Origin of the sequence: Nocardioides sp. Leaf374 (genome assembly GCF_916862475.1) — a bacterium.
GTDB classification, from domain to species: Bacteria; Actinomycetota; Actinomycetes; order Propionibacteriales; family Nocardioidaceae; genus Nocardioides; species Nocardioides kribbensis.
Genome location: NZ_CAKASO010000022.1, coordinates 28733 through 51283, shown reverse-complemented (window position 1 = coordinate 51283; position 22551 = coordinate 28733). Strand labels below are relative to the sequence as shown.

24 protein-coding genes and 1 tRNA gene are annotated in these 22551 nt (G+C 73.6%); 6 read left to right on the top strand and 19 right to left on the bottom strand.

What is annotated here, in order from left to right:
- Positions 1-61 precede the first annotated feature (61 nt).
- Positions 62-703: a DUF4396 domain-containing protein gene (locus LPA27_RS11525; protein WP_228942509.1), complete on the top strand. Its 642-nt coding sequence runs from the start codon at positions 62-64 to the stop codon at positions 701-703.
- Between the two features lie 16 nt (positions 704-719).
- Here LPA27_RS11525 and LPA27_RS11520 read toward each other — a convergent pair whose 3' ends face one another.
- From LPA27_RS11520 to LPA27_RS11480, 9 genes are all read right to left on the bottom strand, one after another.
- Entirely contained in the window at positions 720-1838 is a 1119-nt protein-coding gene (locus LPA27_RS11520) for an NAD(P)-binding domain-containing protein (RefSeq protein ID WP_228942508.1), read from the bottom strand.
- Between the two features lie 38 nt (positions 1839-1876).
- Positions 1877-2512, bottom strand: coding sequence for an arsenate reductase ArsC (locus LPA27_RS19355; RefSeq protein ID WP_324251258.1), 636 nt, complete (start codon positions 2510-2512; stop codon positions 1877-1879).
- Positions 2509-3564, bottom strand: a complete 1056-nt coding sequence (gene arsB, locus LPA27_RS11510; RefSeq protein WP_228942518.1) for an ACR3 family arsenite efflux transporter — start codon at positions 3562-3564, stop codon at positions 2509-2511. Before arsB ends, LPA27_RS19355 begins: the two co-directional genes overlap by 4 nt.
- Positions 3565-3635: 71 nt before the next feature.
- A complete protein-coding gene (locus LPA27_RS11505) occupies positions 3636-4004 on the bottom strand; it encodes a metalloregulator ArsR/SmtB family transcription factor (RefSeq protein ID WP_324251257.1) in 369 nt (122 codons plus the stop codon).
- A 70-nt stretch (positions 4005-4074) separates the two neighbouring features.
- Positions 4075-4854, bottom strand: coding sequence for a phosphate ABC transporter ATP-binding protein PstB (gene pstB, locus LPA27_RS11500; protein ID WP_056863405.1), 780 nt, complete (start codon positions 4852-4854; stop codon positions 4075-4077).
- A 29-nt stretch (positions 4855-4883) separates the two neighbouring features.
- A complete protein-coding gene (gene pstA / locus LPA27_RS11495) occupies positions 4884-5966 on the bottom strand; it encodes a phosphate ABC transporter permease PstA (protein ID WP_056863404.1) in 1083 nt (360 codons plus the stop codon).
- Positions 5967-5970: 4 nt separating this feature from the next.
- Positions 5971-6864, bottom strand: coding sequence for a phosphate ABC transporter permease subunit PstC (gene pstC / locus LPA27_RS11490; protein WP_228942507.1), 894 nt, complete (start codon positions 6862-6864; stop codon positions 5971-5973).
- Positions 6865-7083: 219 nt separating this feature from the next.
- A complete protein-coding gene (gene pstS / locus LPA27_RS11485; protein ID WP_056863403.1) occupies positions 7084-8217 on the bottom strand; it encodes a phosphate ABC transporter substrate-binding protein PstS in 1134 nt (377 codons plus the stop codon).
- A gap of 211 nt (positions 8218-8428) precedes the next feature.
- Positions 8429-9385 carry an NUDIX hydrolase gene (locus tag LPA27_RS11480; protein ID WP_228942506.1) on the bottom strand — a complete coding sequence of 319 codons (957 nt, stop codon included), beginning with the start codon at positions 9383-9385 and terminating at the stop codon, positions 8429-8431.
- Positions 9386-9428: 43 nt separating this feature from the next.
- On the opposite strand from LPA27_RS11480, the gene LPA27_RS11475 reads away from it, so the two are divergent.
- Positions 9429-10529, top strand: a complete 1101-nt coding sequence (locus LPA27_RS11475; RefSeq protein ID WP_228942505.1) for a hypothetical protein — start codon at positions 9429-9431, stop codon at positions 10527-10529.
- A 52-nt stretch (positions 10530-10581) separates the two neighbouring features.
- Here the strand turns inward: LPA27_RS11475 and LPA27_RS11470 are convergent, their stop codons facing one another.
- From LPA27_RS11470 to LPA27_RS11450, 5 genes are all read right to left on the bottom strand, one after another.
- Positions 10582-12894 carry a heavy metal translocating P-type ATPase gene (locus LPA27_RS11470; RefSeq protein ID WP_056863401.1) on the bottom strand — a complete coding sequence of 771 codons (2313 nt, stop codon included), beginning with the start codon at positions 12892-12894 and terminating at the stop codon, positions 10582-10584.
- A 95-nt stretch (positions 12895-12989) separates the two neighbouring features.
- Positions 12990-13196 (bottom strand): heavy-metal-associated domain-containing protein, encoded by a 207-nt coding sequence (locus LPA27_RS11465; protein ID WP_056863582.1) that lies wholly within the window; start codon positions 13194-13196, stop codon positions 12990-12992.
- 44 nt (positions 13197-13240) lie between these two features.
- Positions 13241-13543 (bottom strand): metal-sensitive transcriptional regulator, encoded by a 303-nt coding sequence (locus tag LPA27_RS11460; protein ID WP_056863400.1) that lies wholly within the window; start codon positions 13541-13543, stop codon positions 13241-13243.
- Positions 13544-13656: 113 nt separating this feature from the next.
- Positions 13657-13863 carry a hypothetical protein gene (locus tag LPA27_RS11455; RefSeq protein WP_228942504.1) on the bottom strand — a complete coding sequence of 69 codons (207 nt, stop codon included), beginning with the start codon at positions 13861-13863 and terminating at the stop codon, positions 13657-13659.
- A 206-nt stretch (positions 13864-14069) separates the two neighbouring features.
- Positions 14070-14273, bottom strand: a complete 204-nt coding sequence (locus tag LPA27_RS11450) for a cold-shock protein (protein ID WP_056863399.1) — start codon at positions 14271-14273, stop codon at positions 14070-14072.
- A 335-nt stretch (positions 14274-14608) separates the two neighbouring features.
- Between LPA27_RS11450 and LPA27_RS11445 the strand changes: the two genes are divergently transcribed.
- Positions 14609-14681: transfer RNA gene (locus LPA27_RS11445), tRNA-Lys, on the top strand.
- A gap of 16 nt (positions 14682-14697) precedes the next feature.
- On the opposite strand, the gene LPA27_RS11440 is transcribed toward LPA27_RS11445, so the two are convergent.
- The 3 genes from LPA27_RS11440 to LPA27_RS11430 form a co-directional block, all read right to left on the bottom strand.
- Positions 14698-15873, bottom strand: coding sequence for a glycosyltransferase 87 family protein (locus LPA27_RS11440; protein WP_056863398.1), 1176 nt, complete (start codon positions 15871-15873; stop codon positions 14698-14700).
- A 95-nt stretch (positions 15874-15968) separates the two neighbouring features.
- Positions 15969-16916 (bottom strand): DICT sensory domain-containing protein, encoded by a 948-nt coding sequence (locus LPA27_RS11435; RefSeq protein WP_056903374.1) that lies wholly within the window; start codon positions 16914-16916, stop codon positions 15969-15971.
- A complete protein-coding gene (locus LPA27_RS11430) occupies positions 16913-17329 on the bottom strand; it encodes a hypothetical protein (protein WP_228942503.1) in 417 nt (138 codons plus the stop codon). Before LPA27_RS11430 ends, LPA27_RS11435 begins: the two co-directional genes overlap by 4 nt.
- A gap of 162 nt (positions 17330-17491) precedes the next feature.
- Here LPA27_RS11430 and LPA27_RS11425 point away from each other — a divergent pair, with 162 nt between their 5' ends.
- Positions 17492-18205 carry a helix-turn-helix transcriptional regulator gene (locus LPA27_RS11425; RefSeq protein WP_228942502.1) on the top strand — a complete coding sequence of 238 codons (714 nt, stop codon included), beginning with the start codon at positions 17492-17494 and terminating at the stop codon, positions 18203-18205.
- A 113-nt stretch (positions 18206-18318) separates the two neighbouring features.
- Positions 18319-18996, top strand: coding sequence for an SDR family NAD(P)-dependent oxidoreductase (locus tag LPA27_RS11420; RefSeq protein ID WP_228942501.1), 678 nt, complete (start codon positions 18319-18321; stop codon positions 18994-18996).
- 223 nt (positions 18997-19219) lie between these two features.
- On the opposite strand, the gene LPA27_RS11415 is transcribed toward LPA27_RS11420, so the two are convergent.
- Both LPA27_RS11415 and LPA27_RS11410 read right to left on the bottom strand, forming a co-directional pair.
- Positions 19220-20416, bottom strand: coding sequence for an NAD(P)/FAD-dependent oxidoreductase (locus tag LPA27_RS11415; protein ID WP_267477207.1), 1197 nt, complete (start codon positions 20414-20416; stop codon positions 19220-19222).
- A 37-nt stretch (positions 20417-20453) separates the two neighbouring features.
- The gene (locus LPA27_RS11410) at positions 20454-21254 is read right to left on the bottom strand and encodes an SDR family NAD(P)-dependent oxidoreductase (protein ID WP_228942500.1); all 801 of its coding nucleotides are present in this window, start codon (positions 21252-21254) and stop codon (positions 20454-20456) included.
- A gap of 263 nt (positions 21255-21517) precedes the next feature.
- Here LPA27_RS11410 and LPA27_RS11405 point away from each other — a divergent pair, with 263 nt between their 5' ends.
- Positions 21518-22510, top strand: a complete 993-nt coding sequence (locus LPA27_RS11405; RefSeq protein WP_228942499.1) for a TIGR03557 family F420-dependent LLM class oxidoreductase — start codon at positions 21518-21520, stop codon at positions 22508-22510.
- The last annotated feature ends 41 nt before the right edge of the window (positions 22511-22551 follow it).

Genomic DNA, 22551 nt, shown 5'->3' with positions numbered 1-22551 from the left:
CGAGGAGGACGGTGCCGCGCCGGTGGCGTCCTGGGGGCACGCGGCTACCGTGGGCGCCCTGATGGACATGCCGATGAACGACCGCGTCCCCGACTGGGTCACCCCCCTCGCCTGGGTGTTCCTGGCCCTCTCGCTGGCGACGGCCGCGGTGATCGCCGTCGACGTCCTGCTGCGCGGCCACCGCCAGCGCACCCGCACCCTCGACGTGGTGTGGATCTGCTCCGGGCTCTACCTCGGACCCTTCGCGCTGCTGCTGTGGCGCCGTCACCGCGACCCGGCCGACCGGACCGACGGTGCTCTGCCGACCGCGGTCGAGGGGCTGCCCGGCGGGTCGGCCTCCGCGCTCGCCCACCTGGTCGGGGTGCCGCTGGTCGTCGCCTCCGGGCTCACCATCGCCGGGATCGACCTGTGGGTGATGATCCTGGTCATCGGCGCGCTGGCCGTCGCGCTGCTCTTCGTCCACGAGCGGGCCACCCTCCGCACCCCCGTCGGCACGGCGGCGGCGACGGCGGTGCTGACCGTGCTGGCCTTCGACGTGGGCATGGGCGGCTGGATGGTGCTGCTCCACCTCGCCGAGCTGATGCCGCCGGCGACCGAGGGCGCCTTCTGGTTCCTCATGCAGCTCGGGGTGGTGCTGGGTCTGGTCACCGGCTACCCCATGGTGCGGTGGCTCGCCGAGCGGCGCGGCGTGGCGACCGCCTGACCTCGCGCCCGGCTGCTCAGGCGTCCCGGCCGGGGCCGGGTGCCTGCTCCTCCGGCCGGTCCAGCAGCTCGGTCAGGTGCCCGACGGCGTCGCGGGCAGAGCGGTTGGCGCCGATGAGCGTGGCGCTGGTGGCGCCGGTCCAGTCGCCGTAGCCCACGAAGAGCAGCCGGGGGTCGTCGGCGGAGACCGTCGGGTGGTCGGCCCGGGTCAGCGGGTGGCCGTCGACGCGTCGCAGCCCGACCCCGGTGACCCGCACGAGCGCGGGCCGGAAGCCGGTGCACCACACGACGTCGTCGACGGCCTCCTCCCGGGCTCCCCCGCCCACGCCGTCGTCGGCCCAGCGGGCGCCGGCGGGCGTCAGCCGCTCCGGCAGCGGTACGGCGCGCAGGCCGCGCCGGTCGCGGGCGTGCTGGACGCTGGGGACGGCGACCACGTCGCCGAGGCCGCCGACACCGGGGCCCTCGCCCGCGACCGCGCGGGTGGCCGCCTCGAAGAGGGCCCGGCCGTCGACGTCGTCGGGCAGCAGGCGGGGCTGCTCGCGGGCGGCCCAGACGACCCGCGCGGGCGGAGGGTCGGCCAGCAGCAGGTCGGCGGCCACCTGGGCCGCGGAGTTGCCGCCGCCGACGACGAGCACGCGGTGCCCGGCGTACTCGGCGGGGCCGTGGTAGTCGACGGTGTGCAGCTGCCGCCCGCCGAAGTCCTCGGCGCCCGGGAAGGCGGGGCGGAAGGGGCGGCTCCAAGTGCCCGTGGCGCTGAGCGCGGCCCGGGCGCGCACGTCGCCGGCGTCGGTGCGCACGAGCACCGCGCGGGGGTCGCTCGCGTCGATCTCCCGCACCCGCACGGGCCGCAGCACGGGCAGGGCGTAGCGGGCCTCGAAGGCGGCGAGGTAGTCGCGGACGTGGGCGGCCGGCGGGGTGCCCGGGCCGGTCCAGGGGGGCATCGGCCAGCCGGGCAGCGAGGAGTAGGCAGCCGGGGAGAAGAGCCGCAGGCTCGACCAGCCCTCGGTCCACGCGCCCCCGGGCGCCGCACGGTCGTCGAGCACCACGAAGGTCAGCGGGCGCTCGCGGCGGCGGTTGGCGCGCACGAGGTGGTAGGCCGCAGCCAGCGCCGACTGCCCGCCGCCGACGACGACCACGTCGACGGCGCCGGGCAGCCCTCCGCGCGGCGGCGTGGTCAGGCCGTCAGCTCCGCGAGGAGCTTCTGCACGCGCTGGTCGATCTCGTCGCGCACCGCGCGCACCTCGTCGGGGCCCTTGCCGGCCGGGTCGGTGAGCGCCCAGTCCTCGTAGCGCTTGCCGGGGAAGATCGGGCAGGCGTCGCCGCAGCCCATGGTGATCACGACGTCCGAGGCCGCGACGTCCTCGGTGAGCAGCTTGGTGGGCACCTCGGCGGAGACGTCGATGCCGAGCTCGTCCATCACCGTGACGACCGCGGGGTTGATCGTGTCGGCCGGCGCCGAGCCGGCCGAGCGGACCTTGACCCGCCCCTGGGCGTGGTGCTGGAGCAGGGCGGCGGCCATCTGCGAGCGGCCCGCGTTGTGCACGCAGACGAAGAGGACCTCGGGCGTGGTGGTCATGTGGACGTCCTTCTGGGTGGAGGCGAGCTCGACGAGCGAGTCGCGGGCGATGCGTTCGGTGAGGATGGACAGGTAACCGCTCAGGCGAGCCTCGCCCGCGATCCGGTCGTAGGCGTCGACGACGTGCTGGGCGACGGTCTCGGGCCCGAAGACGCCGGCGAAGGCCGGGGTCAGGTCGGCAGCGATGTGCTGCAGCAGCTCGGCGTCGATGCGGTGGGACGGGGTGGTGCTCATGGCGCCTCCGTGGCGGGCTGGACGGTGGGGTAGAAGCGACGGCGCGCCCACAGGGCGACGTAGACGAGGGCGACGAGCACCGGCACCTCGATGAGCGGGCCGACGACGCCGGCCAGCGCCTGGCCGCTGGTGACGCCGAAGACGCCGATGGCCACGGCGATGGCCAGCTCGAAGTTGTTGCCGGCCGCGGTGAACGACAGCGTGGCCGTGCGCTCGTAGCCCAGGCCCAGGCGGTGGCCCAGGGCGAAGGAGACGCCGAACATGAGGAAGAAGTAGGCCAGCAGGGGCAGCGCGATCCGGGCGACGTCACCCGGGCGGCTGCTGATCGTGTCGCCCTGGAGGGCGAAGAGCACCACGATGGTGAAGAGCAGGCCGTAGAGCGCCAGCGGGCCCACCCGGGGCAGGAACGTCGACTCGTACCACTCCCGGCCGCGGGCGCGCTCCCCCAGCACCCGGCTGAGCCAGCCGGCCACCAGCGGCACGCCGAGGAAGATCGCGACGTACTTCGCGATCTCCCAGGCCGAGACGTCCAGGCCGCTCTGCTCGAGGCCGAGCCAGCCGGGCAGCAGGTCGAGGTAGAACCAGCCCAGCGCGGCGAAGGCCACGATCTGGAAGACCGAGTTGATCGCGACCAGGACGGCGGCGGCCTCGCGGTCGCCGCAGGCCAGGTCGTTCCAGATGAGGACCATGGCGATGCAGCGGGCCAGGCCGACGATGATCAGGCCGGTGCGGTACTCCGGCAGGTCGGGCAGCATCAGCCACGCCAGCGCGAACATCAGCGCGGGGCCGACCACCCAGTTCAGCCCGATGGAGGCCGCGAGCAGCCGCCGGTCGGCGGTCACGGTGCCGAGCCGGTCGTAGCGGACCTTGGCCAGGACGGGGTACATCATCACCAGCAGCCCGACCGCGATCGGCAGCGAGACCGAGTCGACCTCGACCGCCGAGAGGGCGTCGTCGAGACCCTCGACGGAGCGGCCGAGCACGAGCCCGACCACCATCGCGACCCCGATCCACACGGGCAGGAACCGGTCGAGGGTCGACAGCTTGGCCATGACCGCGCCGTCGCGGGGGTCGCCCTGCGACGCGGTGCCCGGCGGGGTGGACGGCGGGGTCGAGAAGGCGCTCACGCGGGCACCCCCGCCGCGTCGAAGAGCGAGCCGAGGGCGGCCATCGCCGCGGGCCGCGCCTGGTAGTAGACCCACACGCCGCGCTTCTCGCGGTCGAGGAGGCCGGCGTCGTGCAGCACCTTCAGGTGGTGGCTGATGGTGGGCTGGGAGAGGTCGAAGGCGGGCAGCAGGTCGCACACGCACGCCTCGGCCCCCTCGTGGGACAGCACCAGCGACAGCAGCCGCAGCCGCACGGGGTCGGCGATCGCCTTCAGCAGCGGCGCCAGCTGCCCGGCCTGCTCGTCGGAGATCGGCTCGCGCGCCAGCGGGGTGCAGCAGGCCAGCGGGTCGTCAGGATCGGGCACGGAGCCCGCAAGCATCGACATGCGTCAATATTGACACACGTCGATGCCTTCCGCCACCGGCCGGGAGGTCCCGCCCCCGCCCCGGCCCCGGTCAGCCGAAGCGACCGGAGATGTAGGCCTCCGTCGACTCCATGTCGGGGTTGGTGAACATCTTCTTGGTGGGGTTGAACTCCACCAGGTGGCCCGGCTCCCCGGTCGCCTTGAGGTTGAAGAAGCCGGTGTCGTCGGAGACGCGCGCCGCCTGCTGCATGTTGTGGGTGACGATGACGATCGTGTAGTCGGCCTTGAGCTCGTGGATGAGGTCCTCCACGGCCGAGGTCGAGATCGGGTCGAGCGCCGAGCACGGCTCGTCCATGAGCAGCACCTGCGGCTCGACGGCGATCGCGCGGGCGATGCACAGCCGCTGCTGCTGGCCGCCCGAGAGGCCCATGCCGGGCTTGCCGAGACGGTCCTTGACCTCGTTCCACAGGTTGGCGCCCTTGAGGGAGCGCTCGACGATGGTGTCGGCCTCGGCCTTCTTCATCCGCTTGGCGTTGAGCCGGTTGCCCGCCAGCACGTTGTCGTAGATCGACATCGTGGGGAACGGGTTGGGCCGCTGGAAGACCATGCCGATCTGGCGGCGCACGGCCACCGGGTCGACCGACGGGTCGTAGAGCGACTGGCCGTCGACGACGACCTTGCCCTCGGCGCGGGCGCCGGGGATGACCTCGTGCATGCGGTTCAGCGAGCGCAGGAAGGTCGACTTGCCGCAGCCCGAGGGGCCGATCAGCGCGGTCACCGCCCGCGCCTTGATGGACATGGTCACGCCTTGCACGGCGAGGAAGTCGCCGTAGTAGATGTCCAGGTCGGAGACGTCGATGCTCTTGGCCATGACGGGTGGGTCCTCTCAGGGTGCCGCGGTCAGCGGCCGGTCTTGGGGGCGAAGAAGCTGCCGAGCACGCGGGCGATGACGTTGAGCAGCATCACGATGGTGATCAGCACGAGCGCCGCGCCCCAGGCGCGCTCGACCTGGAAGGGGACGTACTCCGCGAGTCCGCCGCGGGTCGCCTCGGAGAAGATCAGCACGGGAAGGGTGGCCATGCTGCCCTCGAAGGGGTTGAAGTTGGTGGAGCGCAGCGTGCCGACGATGAGCAGCAGCGGCGCGGTCTCCCCCGCCACCCGGGCGACGGCGAGCGTGACGCCGGTGATGATGCCGCCGATGGCGGTGGGCAGCACGACCTTGGTGATCGTGCGCCACTTCGGCACGCCCAGCGCGTAGGAGGCCTCGCGCAGCTCGTCGGGCACGAGCTTGAGCATCTCCTCGGTGGCGCGCACCACGATGGGGATCATCAGCACCGACAGCGCGATCGAGCCGCCGATGGCCATGCGGGTGCCGGGGCCGAAGATCAGCGTGAAGAGGGCCAGCGCGAAGAGCCCCGCCACGATGGAGGGGATGCCGGTCATGACGTCGACCAGGAAGGTCAGCACGCGGGCCAGCCGGCTGCCCTTGCCGTACTCGATGAGGTAGATCGCGGCCAGCACGCCGATCGGCACCGAGATCACCGTGGCGATCGCGGTGATGATCAGCGTGCCCATGATGGCGTGGTAGATGCCGCCGCCCTCGCCGAGGACGCCGTCCTGGGAGAAGGTCAGGAACTCCACCGACAGCGCCGGGGCGCCGCGGCTGATCACCTCCCAGATCACGGCCACGAGCGGCATCATCGCCACGGCGAAGGTGGTCCACACGACGGTGGTGACCAGGCGGTCGGTGCCCTTGCGCGAGCCCTCGACGGCGGTCGACCAGGCCGGGAGGGCCACGACGAGCAGGATCCAGCCGACCACGACGACCGGCACGGGGCCCCAGCCCAGCAGCAGGCCGACGAGCGCGGCCAGGCCGAAGGCGACCAGGGCGGCGACGGCCGGGGCCCAGCCGGGCAGCTGCGGGCGGGTCAGGGTGATGCTCTCGCCGGGGGCCGGCGAGGGACGGGTCTGGAGATCGGTCACGGGGTCACCCCTTGGCCTGGCCGCGGGCGGCGAGCCAGCGGCCGAGGAAGTTGACGGCGAAGGTCACTACGAAGAGCACGAGCCCGCCGAAGATCAGCACGTTGGTCTTGATGCCGGAGGCGTTGGAGTAGTTCAGCGCGATGCTCGCGGCGATCGTGGAGGGGTTCTGCGAGGAGATCAGGTTGATCGTGATGACGCCCGAGGCCGCCAGCACCATCGCCACGGCCATGGTCTCGCCGAGCGCACGACCCAGGCCGAGCATGACCGCCGAGGTGACCCCCGAGCGCGAGTAGGGGAAGACCGTCATCCGGATCATCTCCCAGCGCGTGGCGCCGAGGGCCAGGGCGGCCTCCTCGTGCATGCGCGGGGTCTGGGCGAAGACCTCGCGGCACAGCGCGGTGATGATCGGCAGCGCCATCACCGCGAGCACGACGCCGGCGGTGAGGATCGTGCGGCCGGTGGTCACCGGGCCGGCGAAGAGCGGGATGAAGCCGAGGTTGTCGGCCAGCCACTGGTAGACGGGGAAGACCCACGACTGCAGCGTCTCGCGGCCCCACAGGCCGTAGACGACGCTGGGCACGGCGGCGAGCAGGTCGATGGCGTAGCCGATGTAGCGGGCCAGGCGCCGCGGCGCGTAGTGCGAGATGACCAGCGCGACGCCGATGGCCAGCGGGGTGGCGATGATCAGCGCGATGACCGCGGCGATCACGGTGCCGTAGAGCAGCGGCCAGACGTAAAGGACGATGTTGTCCTTGCCGTAGGCCTGGTCGCCGCTCGCCGAGAAGGCGGGGATGCTCTGCAGGAGCAGGAAGAGCGCCACGCCGGCGAGGGCCAGCATGATCAGCAGGCCCGCCCCGCGGGCGAGGCCGGCGAAGACGACGTCACCGCGTCGGCTCACCACCTGGTCCTCGAGGGGCTCGGTCGGCCCCCCACGTGGCTCGGTGCTGGTGCTGGTCACCTGGGTCCCCCTGGTTCGGTGGCCCCGTCGGGGCCGCTCGTGCTGCCGTGTGGTGCTGGTCTGCGGGTCGATTGTGCCGGATCGCGAGCGTCGGTGCCGCCTGCGTGGGTCGGGGGTCCGGGCCCGTGAGGGCCCGGACCCCCGAGGGTCACGACGGTGTCAGCCGGCCGTGATCGTGTCGACGATCGCGAGGGCCTGCTCCTCGAGCTCCGGGGCGAGCGGGGCCACGCCGGCCTCGTCGGCACCGAACTGCTGGCCCTCCTCGCTGAGGACGTAGGACAGGTAGGCCTTCACGAAGTCGGCGTCGGCCTGCTCGGGGTAGGTCGGGCACGCGATCATGTAGGAGGTCAGCACGATCGGGTAGGTGTCGGCCTCGTCGGTGGTGTAGTCGAGGTCGAAGATCAGCTGGTTCTCACCGGCGTCCTCGGCGGCCGGCGAGACCGCGAGGATGTTGGCGGCCGCCTCGGCGGAGGGCTCGACGAAGTCGGAGCCGACCCCGATGTTGGCGGCGGGCAGGTCGCCGGCCTGGCTGGCGTCGGCGTAGCCGATCGCGTTCTGGCCGTCGGTCACGGCGCTCACCACGCCCGAGGTGCCCTGGGCGCCCTCGCCGCCGAAGGCCTGCGGCCAGGTCTCGACCGCACCCTCGGTCCAGGTGTCGCCGGCGGCGACGCTGAGGTAGTTGGTGAAGTTCTCCGTGGTGCCCGACTCGTCGGAGCGGTGCACGGGGTTGATCGTCGCCGAGGGCAGGTCGGCGTCGGGGTTGTCGGCCTCGATGGCCGGGTCGTTCCACTCGGTGATCTCGCCGGCGAAGATGCCGGCGAGGGTCTCCGGGGAGAGGTTGAGCTCGTCGACGCCGTCGACGTTGAAGATGATCGCGATCGGGCTGACGTAGTTCGGCACCTCGATGGGGGCCTCGCCCTCGCAGCGCTCGGTGGCGGCGGTCAGCTCGTTGTCGGGGGCCTCGTCGACGAGGTAGGCGTCGGAGCCCGCGGTGAGGTAGGCGCCGGAGATGAAGTTCTCCCGGCCGCCGCCCGAGCCGACCGGCTCGTAGGTCACGGTCGCGCCGGGCTGCACGTCGCTGAAGCCGGTGGTCCACGCGAGCTGGGCGGCCTCCTGGGAGGACGCACCGCCGATCGTGTACTGGCCCTCGACGCTCACGTCGCTCGACGCGCTGTCGCCGTCGGAGCCGGTGGAGCCGGAGTCGGTCTCGTTGCCGGCGGCGCAGCCGGCCAGAGCGAGGGTCATCGCTGCGATGCCGGGCACGATCACGCGGCGGATGGAAGTGCGCTTCACTTCGTTGCTCCTGAAGTCTCAGATGTGGGGACGCCAGGAAGGTAGGCAGCGCAGGTGGACGGATCCGTGGCCGTCGGTGAACGCGGCGTGAACGCGTCCCGCCCGTTCCGTGACACCTGGCGGGCACTGCGGCGTACATCACGTGAACCCGGCCGTCCGCCCTTGATCCCGACCGTCGCGGTGAACTAAGGGGGTCTGTCAACTCAGCGGTCTAGCGCACCCGGTGGCGCTCGCCGGCCAGCACCCGGCCCTTGCGCAGGTGCACCACGACCAGCTCGCCGGGGTCGAGCGCCGGGTCGGGCAGGCCCAGGGCCGCGAAGACCTTCGGCAGCACCGGCCGGTGGGTGCACAGCAGGGCCCCGCGCCGGGTCCGGCCCCCGTCGGCGACGAGCTGCTCCACGAGCGCGCGCACCCCGGCGCCGCGCGCGTCCTCCTCGGAGAGCCGGTCGTCGCGCTCGGGCCCGACCCCGACGGTCTCGGCGAAGGGCGCCACCGTCTCCAGGCAGCGCAGCGCCGGCGAGCTCACCACCCGGTCCACGTCGTACGCCGCCAGCGCCGGCACCAGCCGCAGGGCGTGGGCGCGACCGGCCTGCAGGAGCGGACGGTCGCGGTCGTCGCCGCGCCAGGCCTTGCGCGAGCGGGCCGAGGCGTGGCGCAGCACGACCAGCGCCTGCGCGCGGCGACGTACGCCGAGGGCCTCCCGCAGCGTCGCGCGGTCGCGGTCGTAGGTCAGCCGGATGACGGCCTCGTCGCGGTCGACCCACTCGACGGCGTCGATCTCGTCGTTGACGGCGTAGCCGCTGACGTCGTCGTCGCCCACGACGCGCCCGGCCCAGTAGTGGACGGTCTTGGTGCCGCGCGCGACGGTGTAGCGCTGGTCGCGCAGGGGCGGGCCCAGCCGCACGTGCAGCCCGGTCTCCTCGGCCACCTCGCGCACCGCGGCGGTCGTCTCGTGCTCGCCGCGGTCGAGCTTGCCCTTGGGGAAGGACCAGTCGTCGTAGCGCCCGCGGTGCACCAGCAGGACCTGCCGCCCCGGGCGGAAGACCACCGCCCCTGCGGCCCTGACGTCGCCGGCCGGCACCTCCGCGCGCCGCGCGAGCGAGCGCGCCAGGGAGCTCGCGGAGGAGCCGGACGGAGCCCGGACGCCCTGGGGCGGGGAGGAGGCCATGCCCGTAGTCTCACACCACCGCCCGCCCCCGAGGAGGACCGCCGTGCCCCGTGCCACCCGTCGTGTGCCGGTGCGGCTCCTCGTGGCGGTGGCGGTCGTGCTGGTGCTGGTCGGCGGCGGCGTCGCGGTGGCGCTGCGCGTGTGGGGCGGCGGCGACAGCGACCTACGGCGTGCCGTCGCGCTGGCGCCCGACGACGTGCAGCGCTACTCCTGGACCGACTGGGCCGGGGTGCGCGCCGAGGTCGGCTCCGACGTCGACGCCTCCTCCAGCCCCGAGCAGGTCGAGGACTTCCTCTCCGAGGCCTACGACCTCGACCTGGCCTCGACCACGGCACAGGCCGAGTCGGCCTCGCTGCTCCAGCAGGAGCTCGGCTGGTCGCCGGCCAGCGTGGAGTGGGAGCTCTTCACCCAGTCCACCACCGGGGGCGCCGACCTCGTCGGGCTGGCCGAGGGCACCGACGTCGAGGCGCTCGGCGAGCGGCTCGAGGGCCTCGGCTACACCCGCCCGGAGTCCGACGACGGGGTGTGGGAGGGCGCCGACGCCCTCGCCCGGGCCTCGCTCGAGACCGGCTACAACGCCTCGCCCACCCTGCAGTACGTCGCCCTCGTCGCCGAGCGCGACCTCGTCGTGACCGGCGACGACGCCGCCTACCTCGCCTCGGTCGTCGACGGCCTCGACGACGACGGCACCGACGACGACGTGTCCCGCGCCGTCGACGCGCTCGTCGACGGCTCCTCCGGGGGCGACCCCCTGGCCGCCGCCGTCTACCCCGGGGAGTTCGCGTGCGCGTCGCTGGCGATGGGTCAGGCCGACCCCGCCGAGCAGGCCGAGGGTGAGCGTCTGGTCGGGGCCGCCGGGGAGGTCGACCCGCTGGAGGTCTTCGCGCTCGCCCTCGAGCCCGGCCTCGGCGCCCGCCTCGTGCTGGGCTTCTCCGACGACGACCGCGCCCGCCGCAACGCCGACGCGCGCGCCACCCTCCTGGAGGGGCCGGCGCCGGGCCAGGGCGGCGACTTCACCGACCGCTTCGCCGTCGACTCCGTCACCGCCGACGGCCCGCTGGTCGTCGCCGACCTCACGCCCGCCGAGGGCTCCTTCGTGCTGTCGGACCTCTCGACCGGCCCGGTCCTCTTCGCCACCTGCTGACCCGCCCGCCGGGTCCGCGCCCGCCAGGTCCGGGCCGGTCGGGTCCGGTCGCTCAGCGGAAGGCGCGCAGCCGCAGGCTGTTGGAGACCACCACGACCGACGACAGCGCCATCGCGGCCCCCGCGATCATCGGGGTCAGCAGGCCCAGGGCGGCCAGCGGGAGCGCCGCGACGTTGTAGGCGAAGGCCCAGAAGAGGTTGACCCGGATGGTGCCCAGGGTCCGCCGCGCCAGCCGTACGGCGGTCGCCGCGGTCCGCAGGTCGCCGCTGACCAGCGTCAGGTCGGCGGCCTGCATGGCCACGTCGGTGCCGGTGCCGAGCGCGATGCCGAGGTCGGCCCGGGCCAGCGCGGCGGCGTCGTTGACGCCGTCGCCGACCATGGCGACGACCACCCCCTGCTCCTGCAGCCGCCGCACCTCCTCCACCTTGCCCGCGGGCAGGACCCCGGCCACCACGCGCTCGATGCCGACCTCGGCGGCCACGGCGCGCGCCGCCCGCTCGTGGTCGCCGGTGAGCAGCACGGGATCCAGGCCCAGCGCCCGCAGCTCGGCCACGGCCTGGGCCGCCCCCGGCTTGACGGTGTCGGAGACGACCAGGACGCCGCGCGCCTCGCCGTCCCACCCGACGACCACCGGGGTGCGCCCGGAGGCCTCCGCCGTCTCGACCGCGGCGCGGACGGCCCCGGGCACGCCGAGACCCTCCTGCTCCAGCAGCGTGAGGCGCCCGATGACCGCGGGGGCCGCGGGGGCGCCGGCCTCGACGACCGTGCCGACGACTCCGAGACCCTCGCGGTTGGCGAAGCCCTCGACCCGCGGGAGCGGCCCCTCCGCGGCGTGACCCTGCTGCGCACCGGCCACGACCGCGCGGGCGATCGGGTGCTCGGAGCCGGCCTCGAGGGCCGCGGCGGTGCGTCGTACGAGGTGCTCGGGGGTGCCGGGGGCGGCGACGACGTCGACCAGGGTCATGCGGCCGGTCGTCACCGTGCCGGTCTTGTCGAGCAGCACCGTCTGCACCCGGCGCGTCGACTCGAGCATCTCGGGGCCGCGGATGACGATGCCCAGCTGGGCGCCGCGGCCGGTGCCGACCAGCAGCGCGGTCGGCGTGGCCAGGCCCAGCGCGCACGGACAGGCGATGATCAGCACCGCGACCGCCGCCGTGAACGCCGACGCGGCCGGGAAGCCGAGCAGCAGCCAGGCGGCGAGCGTGGCGAGGCTGAGCGCGATCACCAGCGGCACGAAGACCGCCGAGACCCGGTCGGCCAGGCGCTGCACCTCGGCCTTGCCGCTCTGCGCCTCCTCCACCAGACGCGCCATCTGGGCCAGCTGGGTGTCGGCGCCGACCCGCGTGGCCCGCACGACCAGGCGGCCGCCGGCGTTGACCGTGGCCCCGGTGACCTCGTCGCCCGGACCGACCTCCACCGGCACCGGCTCGCCGGTGAGCAGCGAGGCGTCGACGGCGGAGGTGCCGCGCTCGACGACGCCGTCGGTGGCGACCTTCTCACCCGGGCGGACGACGAAGACGTCCCCGACCGCGAGGCTCGCCGCCGGCACGGTGGTCTCGACGTCGCCGCGCAGCACGGTGACGTCCTTGGCCCCGAGCTCAAGCAGGGCCCGCAGGGCGTCGCCGGCGCGCCGCTTGGAGCGCTTCTCGAACCAGCGCCCGGCCAGCAGGAAGGTCGTGACCCCGGTGGCGGCCTCGAGGTAGATGTTGCCCAGACCGTCGCTGCGCCCGACCCCGAGCTCGAAGCCGTGGGTCATGCCCCTCTCCCCGGCACTGCCGAAGACCAGCGCCACCACCGACCAGGCGTAGGCCGCGGTGACCCCGACCGAGACCAGGGTGTCCATGGTCGTGGCGCCGTGGCGCAGGTTGACGAGCGCGGCACGGTGGAAGGGCCAGGCACCCCACAGCACGACCGGCGTGGCCAGGACCAGCGAGACCCACTGCCAGCCGTCGACCTGCAGCGGCGGCACCATCGCCATCGCCACCACCGGCAGGCTCAGCGCCACGGAGACCAGCAGCCGCAGGCGCAGCGCCCCGAGCTCGGCGTCGGCACGCTCCTCGTGGCTGCCGGGGCCGTCGGCACCCTCGCCCCCGTCGGTCCTGCGGTCAGCAGGTGACGGTGGAGGGGTGGCGGCGTAGCCCGCGGCGGCGACGGTGGCCAGCAGGTCCTCGACGCTGACCTCGGGGGGCGCGACGACGTGGGCCTTCTCGGTGGCGTAGTTGACGCTCGCACTCACGCCCTCGAGCTTGTTGAGCTTGCGCTCGATCCGGTTCGCGCACGACGCGCAGGTCATCCCGGAGATCTCCAGGTCGACCTCGTGGTCGGCCGGGCGGCTGGCCGGGTGCTCCAGGTCGGGCGTGCTCATCGCGGGCTCCTCCCTGCGTGGGGCGACGTGGTGGGTGGGGTGAGGTGGGTCGGAGGTGGGGCCGGGGTGGGTGCTGCAGTGGGTGGGGGTGCGGCTCAGGCCAGGGCGTAGCCCGCCTCGGCGACGGCGGCCTCGACCTCGTCACGGGTCAGCTCGCGCCCACTGGTGACCTCCACGCGGCCGCCCTCGAGGGTCACCTCGACCTGCTCGACCCCGTCGATCTCCTCGAGCTCCTCGGTGACCGAGGCGACGCAGTGGCCGCAGGTCATGCCGGTCACGGTCCAGGTGCTGGTGGTGCTCATCTCGTGCTCCTCGCTGTCGTGGTGCTGCTGCCGGTGGTGGGCGGTCACGAGCGGACCAGTCGGGCGATCGCCTCGACGGCCTCGGCGACCTTCTCGCGGGCCTCGTCGTCGCCGGCGCGCGCGGCGTCGACGACGCAGTGGTTCATGTGCTCCTCCAGCAGCCCGATCGAGACGGCGTGCAGCGCCTTGGTCATCGCGGAGACCTGCGTGAGGATGTCGATGCAGTACTTCTCCTCCTCGACCATCCGCTGCAGGCCGCGGGCCTGGCCCTCGATGCGGCGCAGCCGCTTGAGGTAGTCGTCCTTGCGCTGGATGTAGCCGTGCTGGTGGCCGGTCGCCTCGTCCATACCCTCGACGATACCCCCCTAGGGTATCGACCTCAAGGCGTCGGCGTCTCGGGGCGCGCGGGCGCACCGGAGCACCCGCACGAGCGCGGGTGCGGGAGACGCAGGGGGACGGGTCAGCCGGCCTGGGTGCCGGGCTCGGCGTCGGCGGCGTCGATCCCGAGGATCTCGTCGATCGTCGTCTGCGACAGGTGCTCGTCGGACTCGCTCGCAGCGATGATGAGGTTGGTGGTCAGCTCGACCTCGCCGAGCAGGTCGGCGTCCTCGAGCGACACATCGAACTGATCGTGCACCGCTCCCCCGCTCACCTCGTACCTGTTCATCAGGACCAAGCGTGCCCGACGACCCCCAGGATCAAACCCGGCGGGGGCCGATCTGGTCATATCGGGTGGTGCGACATGGCCCACACGTGCGCCGCAGGGCCCCGCGGACGGGACCCGACGCACGCACGAGGCCCCACCCCCGGGAACGGGGGTGGGGCCTCGGGTGGTGCTTCACCGGTCAGCGGGCCGACCGGTGCACGTCTGGATCAGACGGGGCGAACGTTCTCCGCCTGGGGGCCCTTGGGGCCCTGGGTGACGTCGAACTCGACCTTCTGGTTCTCGTCGAGGGACTTGTAGCCCTGGGTCTGGATCGCCGAGTAGTGCACGAAGACGTCGTCGCCGCCGTCCTCCTGCGCAATGAAGCCGAAGCCCTTCTCAGCGTTGAACCACTTCACGGTGCCTTGAGCCATGTGCTCGTTACTCCTGTTATCGGAACGAGAGGCCGTCACTTCGACGACCCCACAACTGATGCGGTGACACGTCGCTCCGACCTAGTGGAACACCACAAAGCAGAAACGCCGTTGGATCACAAACTCCGCAGGCGTCAGACCAGCTGGAACTTGCATCTGTTGCTAGCACCGACCCTACCCCGCCGGAGCCGGAACCGAACGATCCGGACGAGACTTTGTGGATCGACCCCGTGAAGGTTCGGCGTCAGGAGCGTGACGGACGGGTGCACCGCACCGCACCAGCGGGGTCTGGGAGCGCATGGGTGATACTGGCCGCTCCGTCGCTCGGCGACGGCGGGCCCCTAGCTCAATGGGCAGAGCAGGAGACTTTTAATCTCTTGGTTGTGGGTTCGAGTCCCACGGGGCCTACCGCGACCGTGCCGCCTCAGTCGTCGTCGGACGGAGAGGGTGGGCGCGCGGGACGCGCGAGGCCCAGCGCGAGCGCCGCCCCCGCCGCGAGCAGCAGACCGGCCACGACGTAGGCGCTGCCGACCACCTGCTGGGCCGGGCCCCAGGCGTACTCCGCGTCGTCGCGGTGGGGCAGCAGCCAGAAGGGGGCGAGCACGAACACCGCCGCCCAGCCCGCGGCGGCCCACCGCGGCCCGCGCTCCAGCAGCACCAGCGCCACCGGCAGCGCCCACACCCAGTGGTGCGACCACGAGATCGGTGAGGCGAGCAGCATGGCCACGGCGGCCAGGCCGACCCCGAGCGCGGGGTCGCCACGACGCCACCAGACGCAGCCGAGCGCGAGCACGCCGAGGGAGACCGCGCCGGCGACGACCAGCCACAGCAGGGTCGGCGCCGGCCCGCCGAGCGCGCGGGCCAGCACACCGCTCACCGACTGGTTGGTGGCGAAGGCCGGGCTGCCCGGCCGCTCGGGATCGGCGAGCACCGAAGTCCAGTAGTCCCACGAGGACCGCGGGGCCACGAGCGCCCCGACCACCCCCGCTCCCACCACCGCCGCCACGGCGCGGGCGGCGTCTCCCCGCCTCCCGGTGCCGAGCAGCAGGACCACGAAGACGAGCGGGGTCAGCTTGACCGCGGCGGCCAGCCCAACGAGTGCGCCGCTCCACCGGTGGCGCGGACCGAGCAGGTCGACGACGACCAGCGCCATGAGGAGGAGGTTGACCTGCCCGAAGGTCAGCGTCTCGCGCACCGGCTCGAGGGCCAGCGCCGCGACGCACACGCCGAGGACGGCCCACGGCTCGAGAGCGGGTCGCACGACGTGCACCACCAGGGCCAGCGCGAGCACGCCGGTCGCCGCCCACAGCGCGGCCGAGACCGGCAGGGGCAGGAGCGCGAGCCCGGCCATCAGCAACGCCGCGAAGGGCGGGTAGGTGAACGGCAGACCGGTGGCCGGGTCGTCCCCGTCGTAGAGGTGGCCCCCGTCGAGCAGGGTCCGCGCGCCGAAGGCGTAGACCTCGAGGTCGAGGAAGCCCCGGTGCACCTGCAGGAGCGCTGCCGAGACGACCACCAGCACCAGGCCGCCGGTGGCGGCGAGCACGACCCCGGGCGTGAGCAGGTGGTCCCGGGTGGCGGGGGTGGGCTCCAGGCGGGTCATCCCGCGACGCTAGGAGCGCCCGAGGACGTGGCGCCGACCCCGCCGCGACCCCGTCGTGAACGGGGCGCGACGAGACCGGGCGGGTCAGGCGGCTATCAGCGGGAGGAGAGACGGTCGACGTAGCCGAGGAGCCGGGCCACCAGGGTGCTGACCGAGGCCAGGTCGGTCGGGTCGGCCAGCGCCGTCGAGTCGAGCTCGCGGAGCACGGGGGCGGCCGACCCGACACCGGCCTCGCCGGCGGCGTCGAGGAAGCAGCGCGACGCCGCGCGCACCGCGGAGGGCTCGAAGGACAGCACGCACTCGAACATCCGCTGCCGGTCGGGCACACGGTCCTGGCCGGGCAGCTCCCAGGCGCTGAGCAGCGCGGGCAGCTCCTGGGAGTCGCACACCAGCGCCCACTCCCGCAGCAGCGGCGAGCGCTGGTCGAGCGTGACCCGCGTCGGCCCGTCGAGCAGGCGTACGTCGGGACCGTCCGGCTCCTCGCCGTGGTCGGGGAAGTCGGCGTAGACCCACGCCGAGCGCGAGAGCCGGGCCAGCTCGCCCCAGCGACGCTCGGCCGCGCGGTAGTGCTGGGCCTGCTGGAAGGCGGCGAAGAGGTGCGGGCGGTCGGCGACGGCGCAGAACTCGTCCTCGATGGCCCAGGACAGGGCGAGCAGCGTGGACTTGCCCAGCCGCTGCACCGGGATGTGGGGGTGTCCCGCACGCACGGTCGCGAAGACCGACTGCGGCCGCGCCGACGTGCCGCGCGGCTCCTCCTCGGCCTCCCGCTCGCGGCGGACCTCCTCGATCGCTGCCGACAGGGTCAGCCCCGACTCGCGCCGGGCCAGGACCCCCTCGACCGCGCGCACGTCGGCCTCGGCGTAGCGACGGTGGCCACTGGGGCGCCGCTCGGGCACCGGGAAGCCGTACCGGCTCTCCCAGGCGCGCAGGGTGGCGGCGGCCACGCCCGTGCGCTCGGCCAGGTCACTGACGCTCAGTCCGGCGCCGTGGGCGCTCCCCGGGGGCAGCGACGACGCAGGGGCGCCACCGGCCTGGCCGCTCACGACGCGTCCCGCAGCCGCGCACCGACGGTGGAGCCCGAGGCCAGGTCGGCCTCGACCCGCGCCGCGACCAGGTCGAAGAGCCAGCGCCAGGGGTCGGGACGCGCCGGGGCCACCGGCCGCTCGGCGCTGCGCAGTCCGCCGCGCCAGCCGTGGTCGCCGCCGGCGTACTGGCCGGCGCGGGCCCACACGTCGAGGTAGACCGAGACGACGAGGTCCTCGGCCAGCGCGCGACCGGCGCAGTCGTCGATGGTGACGCCGCGGGCCGAGCAGCGTCGGACGGTCTCGCCGAGCACGAGTCGCACGCTGCGGTCGTAGAGCCGGCCGAAGGCGGCCTCGTCGCCACGGGCCGTGGCGCGCAGCAGGGAGTCGATGGAGGTGGAGCACGCACCGTGGTCGTGTCGCTGCTCGGTCATCTGGGGCCTCTCGTCGAGCGGGGGCTTCGACTCGCTGTCGAACTTTCGTGTCGAACTGTGGATGATCTTGACACAGTCTGTCTAAGTTTGGAATATAAGTCCCAACACCTTGTCTAAGTTTCAGCCCGGGTGTCGGCCCGAGAACCCAGGAGCGGCAGAACCATGAACCTCACCACCACCTCGCACAAGCCCCGCACGAGCGGCATCCACGCCGTCCCGCAGAAGCGGCCGCTCGTCGTGGCGCTGGTCGACGACCACCCCTTCGTCGCCGCCGGCGTGGCCTCCCTGCTCGCCCCCCACGCCGACCGGGTCCAGCTCGTCGACACCGAGACCGCCCTCGACGACCCGACCGCGGTCGACGTGGTGCTCTACGAGCCCGTCAAGCTCTCGCAGACCGGGCAGAACCTCGTGCGTCGCCTCGCCACCTCCGGCCAGGCCCGCCCCGTGGTCTACACCTGGCGCGACCCGCAGGCGCCCGGCAGCAGCCGCGCCCAGGTGCGCCTGTCGAAGACGCTCGGTGCCGACGAGCTCGTCGACGCCATCGAGCGTGCGCTGCGCACGACCCCGACGGCGGCCCGCCCCAGCCGCCCGCTCGACCGCACCCCGCACGCCGTGGTCGGCGCCACCGCCAACGGCGCCCGCGCCGGGCTCACCCCCCGCGAGGCCGAGATCCTCTCGCTGGTGACCCAGGGTCACACCAACGTCGAGATCGGCAAGCAGCTCTACCTCTCGATCAACTCGGTGAAGACCTACATCCGTGGCGCCTACCGCAAGATCGGTGTCGAGCGCCGCACCCAGGCCGTGGCCTGGGGCCTGCGCCACGGCCTGGGCATGGAGCCGGCCCGCGGCGGTCTGGTGGACGTCTCCGCCTCCTGACCGGACCGCCGGGCCCGCCGGGCCCGGTCACCCGCTTGGGTCTCCTGCACCCCCCGGCCCCGGGGCACCGTGGATGTCATGACCCATGACATCCACCCGCAGGAGGCCACCGCATGACCACGATCGCCATCATCGGGGCCGGGCGCGGCCTCGGCGCCGCCGTCGCCCGGCGCTTCGGGCGCGAGGGCTTCAGCGTCGGTCTGATCTCGCGCAACCAGGCCCGTCTCGACCTGCTGGCCGAGGACCTCGCCGGTGACGGCGTGCAGGCCCAGGGCTTCGCCGCCGACGTGCGCGACCCCGCCTCGATCGCCGCCGCCCTCGAGCAGGTGACCGAGACCCTCGGGCCCATCGAGGTGCTCCAGTACAGCCCGTTGCCGCAGAAGGACTTCATGCGACCGGTGCTGGAGACCACTCCCGCCGACCTCGTCGGACCGGTCGAGTTCTCCATCTACGGCCCCGTCGCCGCCGTGCACCAGGTCGTGCCCGGCATGCGGTTCCTGCCCAAGGAGGACGGTGAGGGCCGCGGCACGATCCTCTTCGTCAACGGCGGCTCCGCCGTCAAGCCCGGACGCAACGTCACCGGCACCTCGATCGCCTTCGCCGGTCAGGCCGCCTACGCCGAGCTGCTGCACGAGGTGCTCGCCGAGGAGGGCATCCACGTGGCCCAGCTCATCATCGGCGGCGCGATCGTCGAGGGCGACCCCGAGAAGGACCCCGACGTGCTGGCCGAGAAGCTCTGGACGATGCACGCCGAGCGCTCGGGCTTCCGCACCCAGGTCAGCGAGGACTGAGCAGCAGCGGCCGAGCAGCGAGCGGCAGCGGGCGTCCCGGCCACGACCGGGACGCCCGCTGTCCTGCGTGCAGAGAGGCCCGCCCGGGCCGGACGTGGGGGGGACGACCGGACCCGGGCGGGCCTCGCTGTGCAGCCTACCCGCACAGCACCGCCCCGACACCTGGAGATCCGGGTGTCGGGGCGGTGTCGTCGTCAGGGGGCCCGGGTGAGACCCCCGGGCGTCAGCCGATCCGGCCCACGAGCGCCTCGGCGTCGGTGGGGCGGGCGTGCTCGGCGAGGAGGGCGCGGGCCTGGTCGAGTCCGCCGTCGACCTCGACGTCCCACAGCAGGACGCCGCGCACCTCCTCGTCGTCGAGGTAGTAGACGACCGCTCCCCCGTCGCGCTCGTCGACGACGGTCTCCAGCGAGGCGTCGAGGGTGCCGACCGCCTCGTAGCCCACACCGAGCACGTCGGAGTAGAACATCGGCGTGTGGTCGTAGGTCTCGGTGGAGCCGGCCATGATCCGCCCCACCGCGGAGCCCATCTCACCGGCGTTGTCGACGTGCTCGACGCGACGGCGCCCCAGGATCCGGTCGGGGTACTCGGCGACGTCGCCGGCGGCGAGCACGCCCGGCACGGAGGTGGTGAGCCGCTCGTCGACGCGTACGCCGCCGTCGTCGGCACGGGCCACGTCGGCGGGCAGGAAGTCGGTGTCGGGGCTGATGCCCAGGCCGACCACCACGACGTCGGCCTCCAGCGAGGACCCGTCGGAGAGCTCGACCACGACCGTGTCGCCGTCCTCGCGCCCGCCGACGGCCTTCAGACCGCCGTGGACGCGCACCCCGGCGTCGGTGAAGAGCGACTCGAAGCGCCGCGCCAGCGCGTCGGGGAAGACGTGGTCGCCCAGCACCTCGCCGGGGTGCACGACGGTGACCTCGCAGTCGTGCTGCGACAGCGCGGCCGCGATCTCGCTGCCGATGTAGCCGCCGCCGACGACCACGACCCGCGGGCGGCCCTGGGCCAGCTCGCGCAGGCGGTTGTAGTCGGCGAGGTCGCGGAAGTAGAGCACCCGGTCGCCGGGCTCCAGCCCCTCGATGCGGCGGGGGCGCCCGCCCGTGGCCACCAGCAGGGTGCCGTAGCCGAAGGTGTCGCCGGCCGCGGTGGTCGCCGTACGGGCCTCGGTGTCGACGCCGGTCACCGGGCTGCCCAGGTGGAAGGTCGCGCCGGTCTCCTCCGAGGTGTGCATGGCGGCGTCGTCGAAGGTGAAGTCGGGATCGGTCCAGAGCTTCTTCGACAGCGCCGGGCGCGGGAAGGGGGGTGTGGGCTCCTCGCCGAGGATGCCGATGGTGCCCTCGCTCCCCTGCTCGCGGATGCCCTTGGCCGCAGCGTCGGCGACCATGCCGCCGCCGACGATGAGGAAGTCGTAGTCGTGGTGCACGTCGGTGCCCTCCTGGGGTGGGTCGGTCGGTGGGTCGTCAGATGGTGGCGACCGAGCCGGAGTCGACCCGGTAGTTGGAGCCGTTGACGAAGCTGGCGCGGTCGGAGCACAGGAACGCCACCACGGAGGCGACCTCCTCGGGCAGGCCGCGCCGGCCCAGCTCCATGTAGGGCCGCTCCTCGTCGAGGAAGCTCTCGATGGCCTCGTCGACGCTGGAGCCGATCTCCTTCGAGCGCTTCTCCATCATGGCGTCGGTCATCGGCGTCTTGATGAAGGCGGGCGAGACGCAGTTGACCAGCAGCCCCTCCTCGGCGTAGCTGCGCGAGAGACCCTTGGCGAAGGCCAGCACGCCGGCCTTCGCGGCGCAGTAGGGCAGCTCGTCGTCGTAGGGCTGCACGGCGTCCTCGGAGGCGAGGTAGACGATGCGGCCCCAGCCGCCGCGGCGCAGGCCGGGCAGGAAGGCGCGGGTGAGACGGATCGGCGCGAGCAGGTCGACGGTGAGCGTGGTGGTCCAGCCCTCGTCGTCGATCTCGTGGAAGAGGCCCTGGGCCCCGGTGATGCCGGCCGACTGCACGAGGATGTCGAGGTCGCCGACCAGGTCGGTGACCGACCCGGCGAGCTCCTTGACGGCCTCGTCGGTGGACAGGTCGGCGGCCACGTGGTGCAGGCGCCCCTCGGGGGCGTCGAGCCGGGCCGCGGCCTCGGCGAGGGAGTCGGCGTCCTGGTCGGTGAGCACGACCGTGGCGCCCTCGTCGAGCAGGATGCGCGCGGTCTCCCAGCCGATGCCGGAGTCGCCCCCGGTGACGAGGGCGGTGCGTCCGGTGATTCCGAGATCCATGATCCTCCGATGCGAGCAGGCGGGTCGGCGCGGTCGCGCGGGCCCGTCCTTCGACCGTACGGCGGCGGCCGGGCCCCCCGATCACCCTCAGAGGTGGGCGGCAGGCGGGCGGCCGGGCGGGCGGGCGGGCGGGCGGTGGACGCGAGGGGGCCGGCCGCCGCGGTCACCCCCGCGGGTGGACGTCACCGGTGGCGCGCCGACCTAGCGTGGCAGGGCCCGACCACGACGACGCCCCCGGCACACCCGACGGGCCAGGAGGACACGTGTCCCGCATCGGCTACACCCTCATGACCGAGCAGAGCGGCCCGCGCCAGCTGGTCGAGTACGCCGCGGCCGCGGAGCGGGCCGGCTTCGACTTCGAGGTCTCCAGCGACCACTTCTCCCCGTGGCTGACCGAGCAGGGCCACGCCCCCTACGCGTGGAGCGTGCTCGGCGCGATCAGCCAGGTCACCTCGCGCGTGGAGCTGATGACCTACGTGACGTGCCCGACCATGCGCTACCACCCCGCCGTCGTGGCCCAGAAGGCCGCGACCATGGCGCTGCTGTCGCAGGGCCGCTTCACCCTCGGCCTGGGCAGCGGGGAGAACCTCAACGAGCACACCGTCGGACGCGGCTGGCCGCCCGTGGCGCGACGCCAGGAGATGCTGGTGGAGGCGGTGGAGATCATCCGCCGCCTGCTGGCCGGGGAGCTGCTCACCTTCCACGGCGAGCACTTCTCCGTCGACGGCTCGCGCCTGTGGGACCTGCCCGGCGACGACGAGCGGGTGCGCCTGGCGCTGGCGGTGGCCGGCGACAAGGGCATCGAGCACTTCGCGCCGATCGCCGACGACCTGGTCGCCACCGAGCCGCTCGGCGACCTCGTCCAGACCTGGAACGGTGTCGAGGGCGCCACCCGGATCGGTGACGGCGCCCGCGCCATCGGCCAGATCCCGATCTGCTGGGACCCCGACGAGAAGCAGGCGGTGGCCCGGGCCCACGAGCAGTTCCGCTGGTTCGCCGGCGGCTGGAAGGTCAACAGCGACCTGCCGACCACGGCCGGCTTCGCCGGGGCCACGCAGTTCGTCACGCCCGACGACGTCGCCGACTCGATCCCCTGCGGGCCCGACCTCGACAAGATCGTCGAGGCCGTGGGCGCCTTCTGGGAGGCCGGCTTCACCGACGTCGCCCTCGTGCAGGTCGGCGACGTGCACCAGGACCGTTTCCTGGCCGAGGCGGCCGAGCCCCTGCTGGAGAAGCTGCGCGCCGCGGCCCCCTGAGCCGCCCGGGACGACCCCGGCGCGCCCCCGCGCGCCGGGCC

Coding starts and splice junctions, on each gene's coding strand:
- LPA27_RS11525 (WP_228942509.1), top strand. CDS start 62: ATGGACATGCCGATGAACGACCGCGTCCCCGACTGGGTCACCCCCCTC.
- LPA27_RS19355 (WP_324251258.1), bottom strand. CDS start 2,512: ATGAGCACCACCCCGTCCCACCGCATCGACGCCGAGCTGCTGCAGCAC.
- arsB (WP_228942518.1), bottom strand. CDS start 3,564: ATGGCCAAGCTGTCGACCCTCGACCGGTTCCTGCCCGTGTGGATCGGG.
- LPA27_RS11505 (WP_324251257.1), bottom strand. CDS start 4,004: ATGTCGATGCTTGCGGGCTCCGTGCCCGATCCTGACGACCCGCTGGCC.
- pstB (WP_056863405.1), bottom strand. CDS start 4,854: ATGGCCAAGAGCATCGACGTCTCCGACCTGGACATCTACTACGGCGAC.
- LPA27_RS11480 (WP_228942506.1), bottom strand. CDS start 9,385: ATGGCCTCCTCCCCGCCCCAGGGCGTCCGGGCTCCGTCCGGCTCCTCC.
- LPA27_RS11470 (WP_056863401.1), bottom strand. CDS start 12,894: ATGAGCACGCCCGACCTGGAGCACCCGGCCAGCCGCCCGGCCGACCAC.
- LPA27_RS11465 (WP_056863582.1), bottom strand. CDS start 13,196: ATGAGCACCACCAGCACCTGGACCGTGACCGGCATGACCTGCGGCCAC.
- LPA27_RS11460 (WP_056863400.1), bottom strand. CDS start 13,543: ATGGACGAGGCGACCGGCCACCAGCACGGCTACATCCAGCGCAAGGAC.
- LPA27_RS11455 (WP_228942504.1), bottom strand. CDS start 13,863: ATGAACAGGTACGAGGTGAGCGGGGGAGCGGTGCACGATCAGTTCGAT.
- LPA27_RS11450 (WP_056863399.1), bottom strand. CDS start 14,273: ATGGCTCAAGGCACCGTGAAGTGGTTCAACGCTGAGAAGGGCTTCGGC.
- LPA27_RS11440 (WP_056863398.1), bottom strand. CDS start 15,873: ATGACCCGCCTGGAGCCCACCCCCGCCACCCGGGACCACCTGCTCACG.
- LPA27_RS11430 (WP_228942503.1), bottom strand. CDS start 17,329: ATGACCGAGCAGCGACACGACCACGGTGCGTGCTCCACCTCCATCGAC.
- LPA27_RS11425 (WP_228942502.1), top strand. CDS start 17,492: ATGAACCTCACCACCACCTCGCACAAGCCCCGCACGAGCGGCATCCAC.
- LPA27_RS11420 (WP_228942501.1), top strand. CDS start 18,319: ATGACCACGATCGCCATCATCGGGGCCGGGCGCGGCCTCGGCGCCGCC.
- LPA27_RS11410 (WP_228942500.1), bottom strand. CDS start 21,254: ATGGATCTCGGAATCACCGGACGCACCGCCCTCGTCACCGGGGGCGAC.